Annotated in this window: 12 protein-coding genes; 9 read left to right on the forward strand and 3 right to left on the reverse strand. The window is 47.9% G+C overall.

Annotation, left to right across the window (positions count from 1 at the left end):
• Positions 1-15 precede the first annotated feature (15 nt).
• Positions 16-1,356, forward strand: coding sequence for a UDP-glucose dehydrogenase family protein (locus AC0IWZ_RS08275; RefSeq protein ID WP_034494983.1), 1,341 nt, complete (start codon positions 16-18; stop codon positions 1,354-1,356).
• A gap of 600 nt (positions 1,357-1,956) precedes the next feature.
• Here the strand turns inward: AC0IWZ_RS08275 and hns are convergent.
• Positions 1,957-2,367 (reverse strand): histone-like nucleoid-structuring protein H-NS, encoded by a 411-nt coding sequence (hns, locus tag AC0IWZ_RS08280; protein WP_034494985.1) that lies wholly within the window; start codon positions 2,365-2,367, stop codon positions 1,957-1,959.
• 555 nt (positions 2,368-2,922) lie between these two features.
• Between hns and tdk the strand changes: the two genes are divergently transcribed.
• Positions 2,923-3,528 (forward strand): thymidine kinase, encoded by a 606-nt coding sequence (gene tdk / locus AC0IWZ_RS08285; RefSeq protein WP_034494987.1) that lies wholly within the window; start codon positions 2,923-2,925, stop codon positions 3,526-3,528.
• A gap of 124 nt (positions 3,529-3,652) precedes the next feature.
• On the opposite strand, the gene adhE is transcribed toward tdk, so the two are convergent.
• Positions 3,653-6,337, reverse strand: a complete 2,685-nt coding sequence (gene adhE, locus AC0IWZ_RS08290) for a bifunctional acetaldehyde-CoA/alcohol dehydrogenase (RefSeq protein WP_034494988.1) — start codon at positions 6,335-6,337, stop codon at positions 3,653-3,655.
• Positions 6,338-6,818: 481 nt separating this feature from the next.
• Here adhE and AC0IWZ_RS08295 point away from each other — a divergent pair, with 481 nt between their 5' ends.
• The 7 genes from AC0IWZ_RS08295 (at position 6,819) to AC0IWZ_RS08325 (ending at position 14,831) form a co-directional block, all read left to right on the forward strand.
• Positions 6,819-7,466 carry a YchE family NAAT transporter gene (locus AC0IWZ_RS08295; protein ID WP_034494989.1) on the forward strand — a complete coding sequence of 216 codons (648 nt, stop codon included), beginning with the start codon at positions 6,819-6,821 and terminating at the stop codon, positions 7,464-7,466.
• A 763-nt stretch (positions 7,467-8,229) separates the two neighbouring features.
• The gene (oppA, locus tag AC0IWZ_RS08300) at positions 8,230-9,864 is read left to right on the forward strand and encodes an oligopeptide ABC transporter substrate-binding protein OppA (protein WP_034455837.1); all 1,635 of its coding nucleotides are present in this window, start codon (positions 8,230-8,232) and stop codon (positions 9,862-9,864) included.
• Positions 9,865-10,080: 216 nt separating this feature from the next.
• Positions 10,081-11,001: an oligopeptide ABC transporter permease OppB gene (gene oppB / locus AC0IWZ_RS08305; RefSeq protein ID WP_034455836.1), complete on the forward strand. Its 921-nt coding sequence runs from the start codon at positions 10,081-10,083 to the stop codon at positions 10,999-11,001.
• 13 nt (positions 11,002-11,014) lie between these two features.
• Complete coding sequence (gene oppC, locus AC0IWZ_RS08310) at positions 11,015-11,923, forward strand: oligopeptide ABC transporter permease OppC (RefSeq protein ID WP_034494990.1); 909 nt, start codon at positions 11,015-11,017, stop codon at positions 11,921-11,923.
• A gap of 11 nt (positions 11,924-11,934) precedes the next feature.
• On the forward strand, positions 11,935-12,948 hold the full coding sequence (oppD, locus tag AC0IWZ_RS08315) for an ABC transporter ATP-binding protein (RefSeq protein ID WP_034494992.1): 1,014 nt from the start codon (positions 11,935-11,937) through the stop codon (positions 12,946-12,948).
• Entirely contained in the window at positions 12,945-13,949 is a 1,005-nt protein-coding gene (gene oppF, locus AC0IWZ_RS08320) for a murein tripeptide/oligopeptide ABC transporter ATP-binding protein OppF (protein WP_034494993.1), read from the forward strand. The genes oppD and oppF overlap by 4 nt, the downstream gene beginning before the upstream one ends.
• A 15-nt stretch (positions 13,950-13,964) precedes the next feature.
• The gene (locus AC0IWZ_RS08325; RefSeq protein WP_471677639.1) at positions 13,965-14,831 is read left to right on the forward strand and encodes an ion transporter; all 867 of its coding nucleotides are present in this window, start codon (positions 13,965-13,967) and stop codon (positions 14,829-14,831) included.
• Positions 14,832-14,881: 50 nt separating this feature from the next.
• Here the strand turns inward: AC0IWZ_RS08325 and AC0IWZ_RS08330 are convergent, their stop codons facing one another.
• Positions 14,882-15,211: an HI1450 family dsDNA-mimic protein gene (locus tag AC0IWZ_RS08330; RefSeq protein ID WP_034494996.1), complete on the reverse strand. Its 330-nt coding sequence runs from the start codon at positions 15,209-15,211 to the stop codon at positions 14,882-14,884.
• Positions 15,212-15,243: the final 32 nt, after the last annotated feature.

Below are 15,243 nucleotides of genomic sequence, written 5' to 3' on the forward strand. Positions count from 1 at the left end.
ACGCAGGATAGAAAGATGAAAGTTACTGTATTTGGTATCGGCTATGTAGGACTCGTGCAGGCAGCAGTGCTTGCGGAAGTCGGGCACGATGTAATGTGCATAGATGTCGATGCAAAGAAAGTCGAAAATCTGAAAAACGGCGTGATCCCTATTTTTGAGCCGGGCTTAACGCCGCTGGTGAAAAAAAACTATGAAGAAGGGCGTTTACATTTCAGCACTGATGCTGAAATGGGCGTTCAACATGGTGAAATGCAATTTATCGCCGTGGGTACACCGCCTGATGAAGACGGTTCTGCCGACCTGAAATACGTTACCGCCGTCGCGCGAACCATCGCCCAGTACATGACTTCCCATAAAGTTGTGCTCGATAAATCTACGGTTCCGGTTGGAACCGCAGATAAAGTCCGCGCCGTAATGGAAGAAACCCTGAAAGCGCGTGGCGTGGATGTTTCCTTTGATGTGGTCTCTAACCCGGAATTCCTGAAAGAAGGTGCCGCGGTTTCCGACTGTATGCGTCCTGAGCGTATCGTTATCGGCACCGATAACGAAGACATCGTTGATCTACTGCGTGAGTTGTACGAGCCATTCAACCGTAACCACGACCGCATGATCCTGATGGATATCCGTAGCGCGGAGCTGACCAAGTACGCAGCCAACTGTATGTTGGCGACCAAAATCAGCTTTATGAACGAGATTTCGAACCTGGCAGAACGTCTGGGTGCGGATATCGAAAAAGTGCGTATGGGTATCGGCTCAGATTCGCGTATTGGCTACAGCTTTATTTATCCAGGCTGTGGTTATGGCGGTTCCTGTTTCCCTAAAGATGTTCAGGCTCTGATTCGCACTGCCCAGCAGATTGGCTATACGCCGCGTATTCTCCAGGCGGTTGAAGAGGTGAACCAGGACCAGAAGTTAAAACTCCCTGAGTTTATTTATCGTCACTTTGGTGAAAATCTGGAAGGCAAAACCTTCGCGCTGTGGGGGCTTTCTTTCAAACCTAATACTGACGATATGCGTGAAGCCTCAAGCCGCGTCCTGATGGAAGCGCTGTGGGAACGCGGTGCTCAGGTGCAGGCGTATGACCCGGAAGCAATGGATGAAACCCAGCGCATTTATGGACATCGCTCAGATCTGAAACTGATGGGAACTAAAGAAGCTGCATTGCAGGGAGCGGATGCTCTGGTTATTTGTACTGAATGGCAGAGTTTCAAAGCACCTGATTTCGATGCAATTAAGAAGTCTCTGAGACAACCTATTATCTTCGATGGCCGTAACTTGTATGATCCTGAAAGGCTCAGTAAGCGCGGTTTTGTTTATTATGCAATCGGTCGCGGAGCGTCCCTCAATATTGCGTAATAAGTAGGGTTAAAGGAAATATCCGGTTACCGGCGCAGCAAATCTTATTGGCGATCGAGTCCTGAGGATTTGTTGGCGTCCGGTTTCCCGGATACAGATATCGCTTCCCCGCAAGACTATTATTACTCGAGCTTATAGCTAATCCCGTTTTATCCCATCTCCTTCCATTCTTACTTCTACTTGCAGAAATTTGACCCTGCCCAGCGTAATGCTATGGCTGATTTATTGACCGCAGACAAATTGATCCGTGATTTATCTCACAGTGCAGGCTGGCGTTTGTTATTCGTTCGAAACCCCTCGGACTTATGCGGAGCCAAACCTGACAACCATTTTAATGCTCTGCAATGGAACTGTTAATTCCATTTCTTTATATGTGGTAATCCATAAAATCGACGATTCACTGGCACATACATACTCGAATTTATATTGATAGCCAGAACGGCGTACAGTGGCAGGGAGAGAGGCTCAGGGCAATTCAGGACGATATCAGAGGAGGTGAAATGAAAAGGTCACCTGGTTTCTTTTTATGTTCTTGTTGAAAGCGTACAAAACAAAAATCCCGCCGAAGCGGGATTTAATAAGCAGCACTAAAAGCAAAAATTAGGCAATCAGGAAGTCTTCCAGTTTTTTGCCTTGTTCTTCCATTGCTTTTTTGATTACTGCTGGAGTACGGCCCTGGCCAGTCCAGGTTTTGCTTTCGCCGTTTTCGTCGATGTACTGATATTTAGCTGGGCGCGCAGCGCGTTTTGCTTTGCCTGCAGATTTAACAGCAGCCATGCTATTCAGTAATTCGTTAGGATCAATGCCATCAGCAATCAGCATTTCACGGTATTGTTGCAGTTTACGAGTGCGTTCTTCAATTTCTGCTGCAGCAGCATTATCTTCTTCGCGACGTTCGTTAACAACAACTTCTAATTTTTCCAGCATTTCTTCCAGCGTTTCCAGAGTACATTCTCTAGCTTGTGCACGAAGAGTACGGATGTTGTTCAGAATTTTAAGTGCTTCGCTCATTTTAGTAATCTCAATCTTATATTGATGGTTGGCTTGTTGGGCTAATAATAGAGGCTTAAATTAACTTCTGCAATAGGGGGTAATGTAAGGAATCTAAAATTCCATAATATTTTGTCGATTTATAAAAGCGTATTAACTTAAATTTTGACTTACATGCGTGGTAAACAAAACGTGGATAACTCAATTTTTCTTCAACAACCCTGATAGAGTCATGGGTTGTTGGTGCAGTAAATTGAGCCATAAGAGCATTAATGGCGAAATATCAACCTTTGGTATTATTGTCCTTTCCAGGGGATATTCTTAATAGAACATTATTATTAGCGATTCATCACACTTTAAGGAATAGTGGGGAAAACACTGAAAACTCCGTAAGTTAAGTGCTGCATGATGGCTTTTAAACAACCGGCATGCCGAACCAATGCGCTGTGAGATTTATATATCGGCCCGATAATGCAGGAATTTTCCATACTACCATCAGGTAGCGGCAACTCTGTAACGGCTTATGATATAATCCGTGTTAATAATATTTACATTTTAACTCAGGCTAGCTGACCAATGGCGCAACTCTACTTTTACTATTCCGCAATGAATGCGGGGAAATCCACTGCATTACTGCAATCTTCATACAACTATCAAGAGCGCGGAATGCGCACGCTGGTGTATACCGCAGAAATTGACAATCGATTTGGTTCTGGAAAGGTGAGTTCTCGTATTGGATTGTCGTCGCCTGCAAAGCTCTACAATGCTTCAACTCAATTGTTCAATGAAATACGAGATGAGCATCAACGTAATGCCGTGAATTGTGTCCTGGTGGACGAATGCCAGTTCCTGACGCGAGATCAAGTATTAGCTTTATCAGATGTCGTAGATGACCTTGATATTCCCGTGCTGTGTTATGGATTACGCACTGACTTCCAGGGTGAACTATTTGGCGGGAGCCAATATTTATTGGCATGGTCAGATAAGCTGGTGGAATTAAAAACCATTTGTTTCTGTGGCCGCAAGGCGAGCATGGTGTTGCGACTTGATCACGAAGGTCGCCCGTATAACCAGGGCGAACAGGTAGTTATCGGTGGTAATGAACGCTATGTATCGGTATGCCGCAAGCATTACAAAGAAGCGCTGCAAAAAGGCTCCCTACAAGGCATTCAGGGCGCTTAAAAAACTAAATGAAGGGAAAGGGAAGGCTTTCCCCTTGAAGGCTGTATAACGCTTTACAGTGTGATTTTGAAAGATGCAGATATAAAAAAACCCGCCGAGGCGGGTTTTTTATTAGCGATAACAATTAAGCGGTTTTCTTCGCTTTCTTGTCAGCTTTAGCGGCAGGAGCTGCTGTTTTAGCCTGTGCTGCTTCGTTGCCTTCTTCGGAGAATTCACGACCGTAGAAGGTATCCATCAGAATTTGTTTCAGCTCAGAGATCAGTGGGTAACGTGGGTTAGCACCGGTACACTGGTCATCGAACGCATCTTCAGACAGTTTGTCAACGTGAGCCAGGAAGTCAGCTTCCTGAACGCCAGCTTCGCGGATGGACTTAGGAATACCCAGTTCAGCCTTGATGCTGTCAAGCCATGCCAGCAGTTTCTCAATCTTAGCCGCAGTACGGTCGCCCGGTGCGCTCAGACCCAGATGGTCTGCGATTTCAGCATAACGACGACGCGCTTGTGGGCGGTCATACTGGCTGAATGCAGTCTGCTTAGTTGGGTTGTCGTTCGCGTTATAACGGATAACGTTGGAGATCAACAGGGCGTTCGCCAGACCGTGAGGAATGTGGAACTGAGAACCCAGTTTGTGAGCCATTGAGTGACACACACCCAGGAAGGCGTTCGCAAACGCGATACCCGCGATGGTCGCAGCGTTGTGTACACGCTCACGAGCAACTGGGTTTTTAGAGCCTTCGTTGTAAGATGCTGGCAGGTTTTCTTTCAGCAGTTTCAGCGCTTGCAGAGCCTGACCGTCAGAGAACTCGCTCGCCAGAACAGAAACGTAAGCTTCCAGTGCGTGAGTTACGGCATCAAGACCACCGAATGCACACAGGGACTTAGGCATGTCCATTACCAGGTTGGCATCAACAATCGCCATGTCTGGAGTCAGAGCGTAGTCAGCCAGTGGGTATTTCTGGCCAGTTGCATCATCAGTTACAACTGCAAACGGAGTCACTTCTGAACCCGTACCGGAAGTGGTGGTAACCGCGATCATTTTCGCTTTTACGCCCATTTTCGGGAACTTGTAGATACGCTTACGGATGTCCATGAAGCGCAGAGCCAGTTCTTCGAAGTGAGTTTCTGGGTGCTCGTACATAACCCACATGATTTTCGCAGCATCCATTGGTGAACCGCCGCCCAGCGCGATGATCACGTCTGGTTTGAAGGAGTTCGCCAGTTCTGCACCTTTACGTACCACGGTCAGAGTTGGGTCAGCTTCTACTTCGAAGAAGACTTCAGTTTCAACGCCAGCTGCTTTCAGAACAGAAGTGATCTGGTCCGCATAGCCGTTGTTGAACAGGAAACGGTCGGTAACGATCATCGCACGTTTGTGACCATCAGTAATCACTTCGTCCAGCGCGATTGGCAGAGAGCCACGGCGGAAGTAGATAGATTTCGGAAGTTTATGCCACAACATGTTCTCAGCTCGCTTAGCAACGGTTTTCTTGTTGATCAGGTGCTTAGGACCCACGTTCTCAGAGATGGAGTTACCACCCCATGAACCACAACCCAGAGTCAGGGAAGGCGCGAGTTTAAAGTTGTACAGGTCACCGATACCACCCTGTGAAGCAGGGGTGTTGATCAGGATACGTGCAGTTTTCATTTTGTCGCCGAAGTGCTTAACGCGCTCTGGCTGGTTGTCCTGGTCGGTGTACAGGCAAGAGGTGTGGCCGATGCCGCCCATCTCAACCAGTTTCTCAGCTTTAACAACTGCATCTTCGAAGCTCTTAGCACGGTACATAGCCAGAGTTGGAGACAGTTTTTCGTGAGCAAATGGCTCAGATTCGTCAACAACGCTAACTTCACCAATCAGAATCTTGGTGTCAGCCGGTACTGTAAAGCCTGCCAGTTCAGCAATTTTGGTTGCTGGCTGACCAACGATAGCTGCGTTCAGCGCGCCGTTTTTCAGGATGATGTCCTGAACAGCTTTCAGCTCTTTGCCCTGCAGCATGTAGCCGCCGTGGGATGCAAAACGTTCGCGCACTGCGTTATAAGCAGAGTCAACAACGATAACTGATTGCTCGGAAGCACAGATTACGCCGTTATCAAAGGTTTTAGACATCAGGATAGAAGCAACAACACGTTTGATGTCGGCAGTTTCGTCAACAACAACTGGAGTGTTACCTGCGCCTACGCCGATGGCTGGTTTACCGGAGCTGTATGCAGCCTTAACCATGCCTGGGCCACCAGTAGCCAGAATCATGTTGATATCTGGGTGGTGCATCAGAGCGTTAGACAGTTCGACAGATGGCTGGTCAATCCAACCAATCAGATCTTTAGGAGCACCCGCAGCGATTGCAGCTTGCAGAACGATGTCTGCGGCTTTATTGGTCGCGTCTTTTGCACGTGGGTGTGGAGAGAAGATGATCGCGTTACGAGTCTTCAAGCTGATCAGAGACTTAAAGATAGCCGTTGAAGTTGGGTTAGTCGTCGGAACGATACCGCAGATGATACCGATTGGCTCAGCGATGGTGATAGTACCGAAGGTCTGGTCTTCACTCAGAACACCACAGGTCTTTTCATCTTTATAGGCGTTGTAGATATACTCTGAAGCAAAGTGGTTTTTGATCACTTTATCTTCAACGATACCCATGCCAGATTCGGCAACGGCTAGTTTCGCGAGAGGGATTCGAGCATCTGCGGCAGCCAGAGCGGCGGCGCGGAAGATTTTATCAACTTGCTCTTGAGTAAAGTTGGCATATTCACGCTGGGCTTTCTTGACGCGCTCTACAAGTGCGTTAAGTTCAGCGACATTAGTTACAGCCATAATGCTCTCCTGATAATGTTTAAACTCTTTTAGTAAATGAGCTGCTCGAGACGACAGTATAGTCAGCGGGCAACAGCTTGCGTAAAACCACGAGCCACGACTATCCAAAAACTTCCCAAAACGACCTGCTGATTTACTAAAAGAGCCTTATCGAAAAAACCTATTCATGGTCTGAATTATACGCTCTTCAGATGTATCCAAGAGTACTCACTTCTGAGTAGGTTTTTTGTGATGTAAATCACATTATCCTAAGGCTGACTCCATTCAGCACGCCAGAATCAGGTTACTGATAAATCTTTAAAATTTTAGTCACAGCTAAGACAAAACAAACTACCATATTTTCAACAAGCGGGTAACATTATTGATTAATATCGCATTTGCTTCTAAAAGTAGTTATCTATGCTACGAAAGGGCGTAGCGCCAGCAACTGTTTTCCATTACATTACGCCGGCCTTTGCTACGTTCATTTGCGGAGTTTTTAGTGGCTCAATCCTTGTTTGATTTGCCTACCTATTTTAAGTTCTTTATTGGCTTGTTCGCGCTGGTAAACCCGGTGGGGATTATTCCCGTCTTTATTAGCATGACCAGCTACCAAACCGCGGTAGCGAGGAATAAAACCAACCTTACTGCAAATCTGTCAGTAGCTATCATCTTATGGACGTCATTGTTCCTCGGTGACGGCATTCTTCAGTTATTCGGTATATCAATAGATTCTTTCCGTATTGCCGGTGGGATTCTGGTCGTGACTATTGCGATGTCGATGATTAGCGGTAAGCTCGGGGAAGATAAACAGAACAAACAAGAGAAGTCAGAAAGTGCTATTCGCGAAAGCGTAGGTGTTGTTCCCCTGGCACTACCACTAATGGCCGGCCCTGGTGCAATCAGTTCTACCATTGTCTGGGGAACGCGCTACCATAGCTGGAATTATTTAATCGGTTTTACGATTGCTATTGCACTATTTGCTTTCTGTTGTTGGTTGGTTTTCCGCCTTGCGCCATGGTTAGTACGTCTGCTGGGGCAAACGGGCATTAACGTCATCACCCGTATTATGGGGTTGTTATTGATGGCTTTGGGGATTGAATTTATTGTCACCGGTCTGAAAACTATCTTCCCCGGATTGCTAAGTTAGTTCTGCTGAATCTGATATATGAAAAAGCAGAATAACCATTCTGCTTTTTTCTTGTTAACTTCCCACCAAAACTCATCTGTTAAGAACAATCCCGCATCGTTTATTTTAAAAATCAATCATAAGAAAATGCTTTGGAAACGGGGTATTAGCCGCCTTGATTTTCTTCCGTTGTACATAAAATTCACAATCGCATCGTTATTTCACTCACACTACACAATGATACTTGCTGCGGCTTTATTGAGATGATATTAGTTAATCAAGCTCTCTTGTAGATGAATGTGCTAAAAAACAACCAATTGTTAATTTATTGTGAATTGCCTTATGGTGCCAAAAACCTGAAAAGCATCTGCACGCGATCACGCTACTATCTCTTTTATTTTTAATCAGTTAGCCAGAGAAAGTGCGCCGATATGGCACATCTACAAATGTGATGCTGACTAGATAAAAGAGAAATGCTTAACAAATTTGCAAATTGTATTGGCGGGCATCAGGCGCTTTTGATACTTTCCGGGCAACACAATTATCTGAAAAATGTTTCATTTACAGATGACTCATCAATATCAACCTGAGAACAGGGTAGGTTGATTAAGAATCGACGGAGCAGGGTGCCAATAAGAGCATCCCCCAAATAAAGTCGGTGATAGCAAGTAACACAGAAGAACAACCTGGCAGTTGCATAACGCTCTTGCACTGTTAAGGAACCCCCAGAGGGGAAGAGGCTGGCTTTCGGGTCGGTAATTATAATGAGTGGAGTATCAACACAATGTCCATCATCACAAAAAAAAGTCTGGTAGCAGCAAGCATTTTATCCGCGCTTATCGTAGGCAATGTGGCCATGGCGGCCGAAGTTCCTGCAGGTGTTCAACTGTCAGAAAAGCAAACGTTGATTCGAAACAACGGTGCTGAACCACAGTCTCTGGACCCAAATAAAATTGAAGGTGTTCCTGAGTCAAACGTGAGTCGTGACCTGTTTGAAGGTTTATTAATTACTTCTCCAAAAGACGGCCACCCAATTCCGGGCGTAGCAGAGTCCTGGGATAATAAAGATTTTAAAGTCTGGACCTTCCATCTGCGTAAAGATGCGAAATGGTCTAACGGCGAACCTGTTACCGCGCAAGATTTCGTCTATAGCTGGCAGCGTCTGGTTGATCCAAACACCGCTTCGCCATACGCAAGCTACCCGCAATACGGCCATATCGTAAACGTTGATGCCATCATCGACGGCAAAATGAAACCAAGTGAACTGGGCGTAAAAGCCATTGACGACCACACTCTGGAAGTCACTCTGAGCGAGCCTGTTCCTTACTTCTACAAACTTCTGGTCAACCCGGCGATGTCCCCGGTGAATAAAACCGCCATCGAGAAGTTTGGTGAGAAGTGGACCCAACCTGCAAACATCGTAAGCAACGGCGCTTACAAACTGAAAGACTGGGTGGTTAACGAACGCATTGTCATGGAGCGTAATACTAATTATTGGGATAACGCGAAAACTGTTATTTCACAAATTACTTATCTGCCAATCTCTTCCGAAGTGACGGATGTGAACCGCTACCGTAGCGGCGAGATTGACATGACCTATAACAACCTGCCAATCGAACTGTTCCAGAAGCTGAAAAAAGAAATTCCAGCTGAAGTTCACGTTGACCCGTATCTGTGTACTTACTATTACGAAATCAACAACCAGAAAGCTCCGTTCAATGATGCGCGCGTGCGTACCGCTCTGAAACTGGGCCTGGATCGCGACATCATCGTTAATAAAGTGAAAGCGCAGGGCGACCTGCCAGCTTATGGCTACACGCCTCCTTACGCTGACGGTGCAAAACTGACTAAGCCTGAGTGGTTCTCCTGGACTCAGGAAAAACGCAACGAAGAAGCGAAGAAATTGCTGGCTGAAGCGGGCTACACCAAAGATAAACCGCTGACCTTCGATTTGCTGTACAACACCTCAGATCTGCACAAGAAACTGGCTATCGCTGCCGCATCTATCTGGCAGAAAAACCTCGGTGTGAACGTTAAGCTGGTAAACCAGGAGTGGAAAACCTTCCTTGATACCCGTCACCAGGGCAACTACAACGTTGCGCGTGCTGGCTGGTGTGCGGATTACAACGAACCGACTTCCTTCCTGAACACGATGCTTTCAACAAGCTCAATGAACACCGCGCATTATAAGAGCCCAGCGTTTGACGCGATCATGGCGGAATCGCTGAAAGCAACTGATGATGCGCAACGTGCTGCTGCATACGATAAAGCGGAACAGCAATTGGGCAAAGATTCTGCAATCGTTCCGGTTTATTACTACGTGAATGCCCGTCTGGTGAAACCATGGGTTGGTGGTTATACCGGTAAAGACCCGATGGACAATATCTACACTAAAGATATGTATATCATCAAACATTAATGGCAATTCGTGGGGCAAGTTTTATCCCTCATACTTCACGCTGCAGATGCGTTAACTGCGCTCATTCACTCCAGTCACATAGTTTGTCTATGTTCCTGGGGATTCATGAGCTTGTCGCCTTCCTGCAACGTGAATTATTTAAGATAAAAGGGTAGAGCTTGCCCCATCGTGTCTTATTTTATCGCACTCTAAAGGCACAGCCAGAAGGTACGGGCAATGTTGAAATTTATTCTGCGTCGTTGTCTGGAAGCAATTCCGACACTCTTTATTCTTATAACAATTTCATTCTTCATGATGCGCCTTGCGCCGGGTAGTCCATTCACCAGCGAACGCGCACTGCCGCCGGAAGTGATGGCGAACATTGAAGCCAAATACCATTTAAACGATCCGATCTCCACCCAGTATTTCAGCTACCTGAAACAACTGGCACACGGTGATTTTGGCCCGTCATTTAAATATAAAGATTATTCAGTGAACGACCTGGTGGCTTCGAGCTTCCCTGTCTCTGCCAAATTAGGCGCAGCTGCATTTATTTTTGCAGTGGTCTTAGGAGTATTAGCAGGGGTAATTGCCGCACTGAATCAAAATACCAAATGGGATTATGCCGTAATGGGGGTGGCCATGACCGGGGTTGTTATCCCGAGCTTCGTGGTTGCGCCATTACTGGTTCTGATATTTGCGATAACCCTGAAGTGGTTACCCGGAGGCGGGTGGAACGGAGGGGCCATTCAATACATGATCCTGCCAATGGTCGCGCTGTCTTTGGCTTACATTGCCAGTATCGCGCGTATCACTCGTGGCTCGATGATTGAAGTTTTGCACTCCAACTTTATCCGTACCGCACGTGCAAAAGGGTTGCCAATGCGCCGCATTATTTTGCGTCACGCTTTGAAACCTGCACTGTTACCGGTTCTGTCTTATTTAGGCCCGGCTTTCGTCGGTATCATTACGGGTTCAATGGTTATTGAAACCATTTACGGATTACCAGGTATTGGCCAGTTGTTCGTTAATGGTGCGCTGAACCGCGATTACTCTTTGGTGCTGAGTTTGACCATTCTGGTCGGCGCACTGACGATTCTCTTTAACGCGATTGTTGATGTGCTGTACGCCGTTATCGATCCGAAAATCCGTTACTGATCTGGAGTACGCCATGATGTTGAGTAATAAAAACAGCGAGGCGCTGGAAAACTTCAGTGAAAAACTAGAAGTAGAAGGCCGCAGCCTTTGGCAAGATGCTCGCCGCCGCTTTATGCATAACCGTGCAGCGGTTGCGAGCCTGATTGTCCTGGCATTTATCGCGCTGTTCGTCACTTTCGCGCCGATGCTGTCGCAGTTTAGTTATTTTGATACCGACTGGGGAATGATGTCGGCCGCACCGGATATGACCTCTGGTCACTATTTTGGTACTGACTCCTCAGGACGTGACCTGCTGGTGCGTGTCGCCATCGGCGGACGTATCTCGCTGATGGTTGGCGTTGCAGCAGCGTTGGTCGCGGTCGTCGTCGGGACGTTATACGGTTCGATGGCGGGTTATCTGGGCGGCAAAATCGACTCGGTAATGATGCGTCTGCTGGAAATCCTGAACTCCTTCCCGTTCATGTTCTTCGTGATTTTGCTGGTGACTTTCTTTGGGCAAAACATCCTGCTTATCTTCGTGGCAATCGGGATGGTTTCCTGGCTGGACATGGCGCGTATTGTGCGCGGCCAGACACTCAGCCTGAAACGTAAAGAGTTCATCGAAGCCGCCCAGGTCGGTGGGGTTTCTACCGCCAATATTGTGGTTCGTCACATCGTGCCAAACGTACTGGGTGTGGTCGTCGTTTACGCCTCGTTGCTGGTGCCAAGCATGATTCTCTTCGAATCCTTCCTGAGCTTCCTGGGTTTGGGTACGCAAGAGCCGTTAAGTAGCTGGGGTGCATTGCTGAGCGATGGTGCTAACTCCATGGAAGTTTCCCCATGGTTGCTGATGTTCCCGGCAGGCTTCCTGGTTATCACTCTGTTCTGTTTCAACTTTATCGGCGATGGCCTGCGTGATGCCCTCGACCCGAAAGATCGTTAAGGAGTGCCGCGATGAGCACAATTGAAAATCCTGCGGTGGTTACTCCACTGAACGCGACTTCTGCGTTGTTAGACGTAAAAGATTTGCGTGTCACCTTCGGTACGCCAGACGGTGACGTTACTGCGGTAAACGATCTGAATTTCAGCCTGAAGGCCGGTGAAACGCTGGGTATCGTAGGCGAATCTGGTTCCGGTAAATCGCAAACTGCTTTCGCCCTGATGGGCTTGCTGGCGGCGAATGGCCGTATCGGCGGCTCAGCAAAATTCAATGGACGCGAAATCCTCAACCTCCCTGAAAGCCAGCTTAACCGCTTGCGTGCAGAACAGATTTCGATGATTTTCCAGGACCCAATGACCTCACTGAATCCTTACATGCGAGTAGGTGAGCAGTTGATGGAAGTGCTGATGTTGCACAAAAAATTGGGTAAAGCGGAAGCGTTTGAAGAATCCGTTCGCATGTTAGACGCGGTTAAAATGCCTGAAGCGCGTAAGCGCATGCGCATGTTCCCGCATGAGTTTTCCGGCGGGATGCGCCAGCGCGTGATGATTGCGATGGCGTTGTTGTGCCGTCCGAAACTGCTGATTGCCGATGAACCAACCACTGCACTGGACGTCACCGTTCAGGCGCAAATCATGACGCTGTTAAACGAGCTGAAACGCGAATTTAATACGGCGATTATCATGATCACCCACGATCTCGGCGTCGTTGCCGGGATCTGCGACAAAGTGCTGGTGATGTATGCCGGTCGTACCATGGAATACGGTCAGGCGCGGGATGTGTTCTACAACCCAGTGCACCCGTATTCTATCGGCCTGCTGAATGCGGTTCCGCGTCTGGACGCTGAAGGTGAATCACTGCTGACTATTCCTGGTAATCCGCCAAACCTGCTGCGTTTGCCGAAAGGTTGCCCGTTCCAGCCACGTTGCCCGCACGCCATGGAAATTTGTAATACAGCGCCACCACTTGAGCGTTTTGGTGAAGGTCGCTTGCGCGCCTGCTTTAAGCCAGTGGAGGAATTAGTATGAACGCAGTGACTGAAGAGAAAAAAGTTCTCTTAGAAATCGCCGATCTCAAAGTGCATTTTGATATCAAAGATGGCAAACAGTGGTTCTGGCAACCGTCCAAAACTCTGAAAGCCGTTGATGGTGTGACGCTGCGTTTGTACGAAGGCGAAACTCTGGGCGTGGTAGGGGAATCCGGTTGCGGAAAATCGACTTTTGCCCGTGCCATTATCGGCCTGGTAAAAGCGACCGAAGGCCGCGTTGCCTGGTTGGGTAAAGATTTGCTGGGGATGAATCCGGACGAGTGGCGTGAAGTGCGTAGCGATATCCAGATGATTTTCCAGGACCCGCTGGCTTCGCTTAACCCGCGTATGAATATTGGCGATATTATTGCGGAGCCGCTGCGCACTTATCACCCGAAAATGCCACGCCAGGAAGTTCGTGACCGCGTAAAAGCGATGATGATGAAAGTGGGCTTGCTGCCAAACCTCATCAACCGTTACCCGCACGAATTCTCAGGCGGCCAGTGTCAGCGTATCGGGATTGCTCGTGCATTGATCCTCGAGCCAAAATTGATTATCTGCGACGAACCGGTATCGGCACTGGACGTATCCATTCAGGCTCAGGTCGTTAACCTGCTGCAAAAACTGCAACGTGAAATGGGGCTTTCCCTGATCTTCATCGCGCACGATTTGGCGGTGGTAAAACATATTTCTGACCGTGTTCTGGTGATGTATCTGGGCCATGCGGTCGAATTGGGTACTTACGACGAGGTTTATCACAATCCGCTGCATCCTTACACCAAAGCATTGATGTCAGCGGTGCCGATTCCTGACCCGGACCTGGAAAGAAATAAAACGATACAACTTCTTGAAGGGGAGTTGCCATCGCCTATTAACCCGCCGTCAGGCTGCGTATTCCGTACACGTTGCCCGATTGCAGGACCAGAATGTGCGAAAACTCGCCCGGTACTGGAGGGCAGCTTCAAGCATGCCGTTTCCTGTCTCAAGGTAGACCCGCTATAATCTCGCAGGGCTGGCATGATGCCAGCCCTTTTAGTTTGTGAGGCTACTGTGCTGATTACGACCGCCCGTAAGCGGATGTACCATCTTCTCTTCGATCAAAGAACTCATTCAGGTCGACGCTTTGAAGCGTTTTGTGGCTTATTCGCCTTACTCAGCGTGATTGCCGTATTTGTCGAATCAGGGCTTGGGACGCAATATCATCTGACTTACGACGAATGGAAGCTGTTTGTTTACCTGGAAATCGGTTTTACGCTGCTATTTACTCTGGAATATATTTTGCGGGTACTGTGTTGGCCCAATCCGCGCAAATATGTTTTTAGCTTCTGGGGTTTTATCGATCTGGCGACTATTTTGCCGTTATATGTTTTGTGGCTGTGGCCCGAAATTGGCGTTAATTACGTCTTCGCCTGGCGCGCAATGCGTGCCATTCGCGTCCTCAGGATCCTCAAATTGCTGCGTTATATGCCGACGCTGCATTCTTTGTGGCAGGCAGTTTTCAATGCCCGGCACCAGCTCATTCTGTTTTACGCCTTTATTTTGATTGTCATGGTGGTGGCTGGCGGCTTGATGTATGGCATTGAAGGGCCACCCAACGGCTTTACGACATTAAGCACATCGGTCTATTGGGCTGTGGTGACGGTAACAACGGTGGGGTATGGCGATATTACGCCGCATACCGGGCCTGGCCGAATGGTTGCGTCGATACTTATTTTGATTGGTTACTCGGTCATTGCTATCCCGACCGGGATTATCACCGCGCATTTGACGAATGAATTTCAAAAGCAGCGTAATGCGCGCCTTTGCCCAAATTGCCATAAAGGCAATCACGACGAAGAAGCGCGATTCTGCAAATCTTGCGGGAGTGCGTTACCTAAGCTGTAGTTCAGATGTAAATGGCGGATGGCGCTAACGCGTATCCGCCCTACAAAAGCTTACTCGCGCCAAAGAATATGGCAAAGTTTGTGGTCTTTTTCACGGCACAGCAGAACACGAGCAAAGATATCGTTGAGTTCGCCACCGTCGGTATCGGCAAGGCCAATCACCACTTCGGCAAAGAAGTCCGGGTTCAGGTCAAAATCAACGTGTTCCTGCCAGTCTTCGGCTGGGTCAAAAAGTTCGGCACCGCCGCGCTCTTCAAATTGCAGGTTAAACAGAATCACATCTGCCGGATCGAGATTATCTACCGCCAGTTCGAGAAAAATATCGTAAGCCTGCTCGAGCGTTTCATCTTCTGTCAGGCGGTTGTTCAGATCCATTTCCATCTCTTTTTCCACTTATCGAGTGCTAATGCGCC

The organism is Buttiauxella sp. AC142 (genome assembly GCF_979253435.1).

Bases quoted from the DNA above. Each gene is read 5' to 3' on its own strand.
- oppB (WP_034455836.1), top strand. From the start codon at position 10,081: ATGTTGAAATTTATTCTGCGTCGTTGTCTGGAAGCAATTCCGACACTC.
- oppA (WP_034455837.1), top strand. From the start codon at position 8,230: ATGTCCATCATCACAAAAAAAAGTCTGGTAGCAGCAAGCATTTTATCC.
- AC0IWZ_RS08325 (WP_471677639.1), top strand. From the start codon at position 13,965: ATGATGCCAGCCCTTTTAGTTTGTGAGGCTACTGTGCTGATTACGACC.
- AC0IWZ_RS08275 (WP_034494983.1), top strand. From the start codon at position 16: ATGAAAGTTACTGTATTTGGTATCGGCTATGTAGGACTCGTGCAGGCA.
- oppF (WP_034494993.1), top strand. From the start codon at position 12,945: ATGAACGCAGTGACTGAAGAGAAAAAAGTTCTCTTAGAAATCGCCGAT.
- AC0IWZ_RS08330 (WP_034494996.1), bottom strand. From the start codon at position 15,211: ATGGAAATGGATCTGAACAACCGCCTGACAGAAGATGAAACGCTCGAG.
- tdk (WP_034494987.1), top strand. From the start codon at position 2,923: ATGGCGCAACTCTACTTTTACTATTCCGCAATGAATGCGGGGAAATCC.
- oppD (WP_034494992.1), top strand. From the start codon at position 11,935: ATGAGCACAATTGAAAATCCTGCGGTGGTTACTCCACTGAACGCGACT.
- oppC (WP_034494990.1), top strand. From the start codon at position 11,015: ATGATGTTGAGTAATAAAAACAGCGAGGCGCTGGAAAACTTCAGTGAA.
- hns (WP_034494985.1), bottom strand. From the start codon at position 2,367: ATGAGCGAAGCACTTAAAATTCTGAACAACATCCGTACTCTTCGTGCA.
- adhE (WP_034494988.1), bottom strand. From the start codon at position 6,337: ATGGCTGTAACTAATGTCGCTGAACTTAACGCACTTGTAGAGCGCGTC.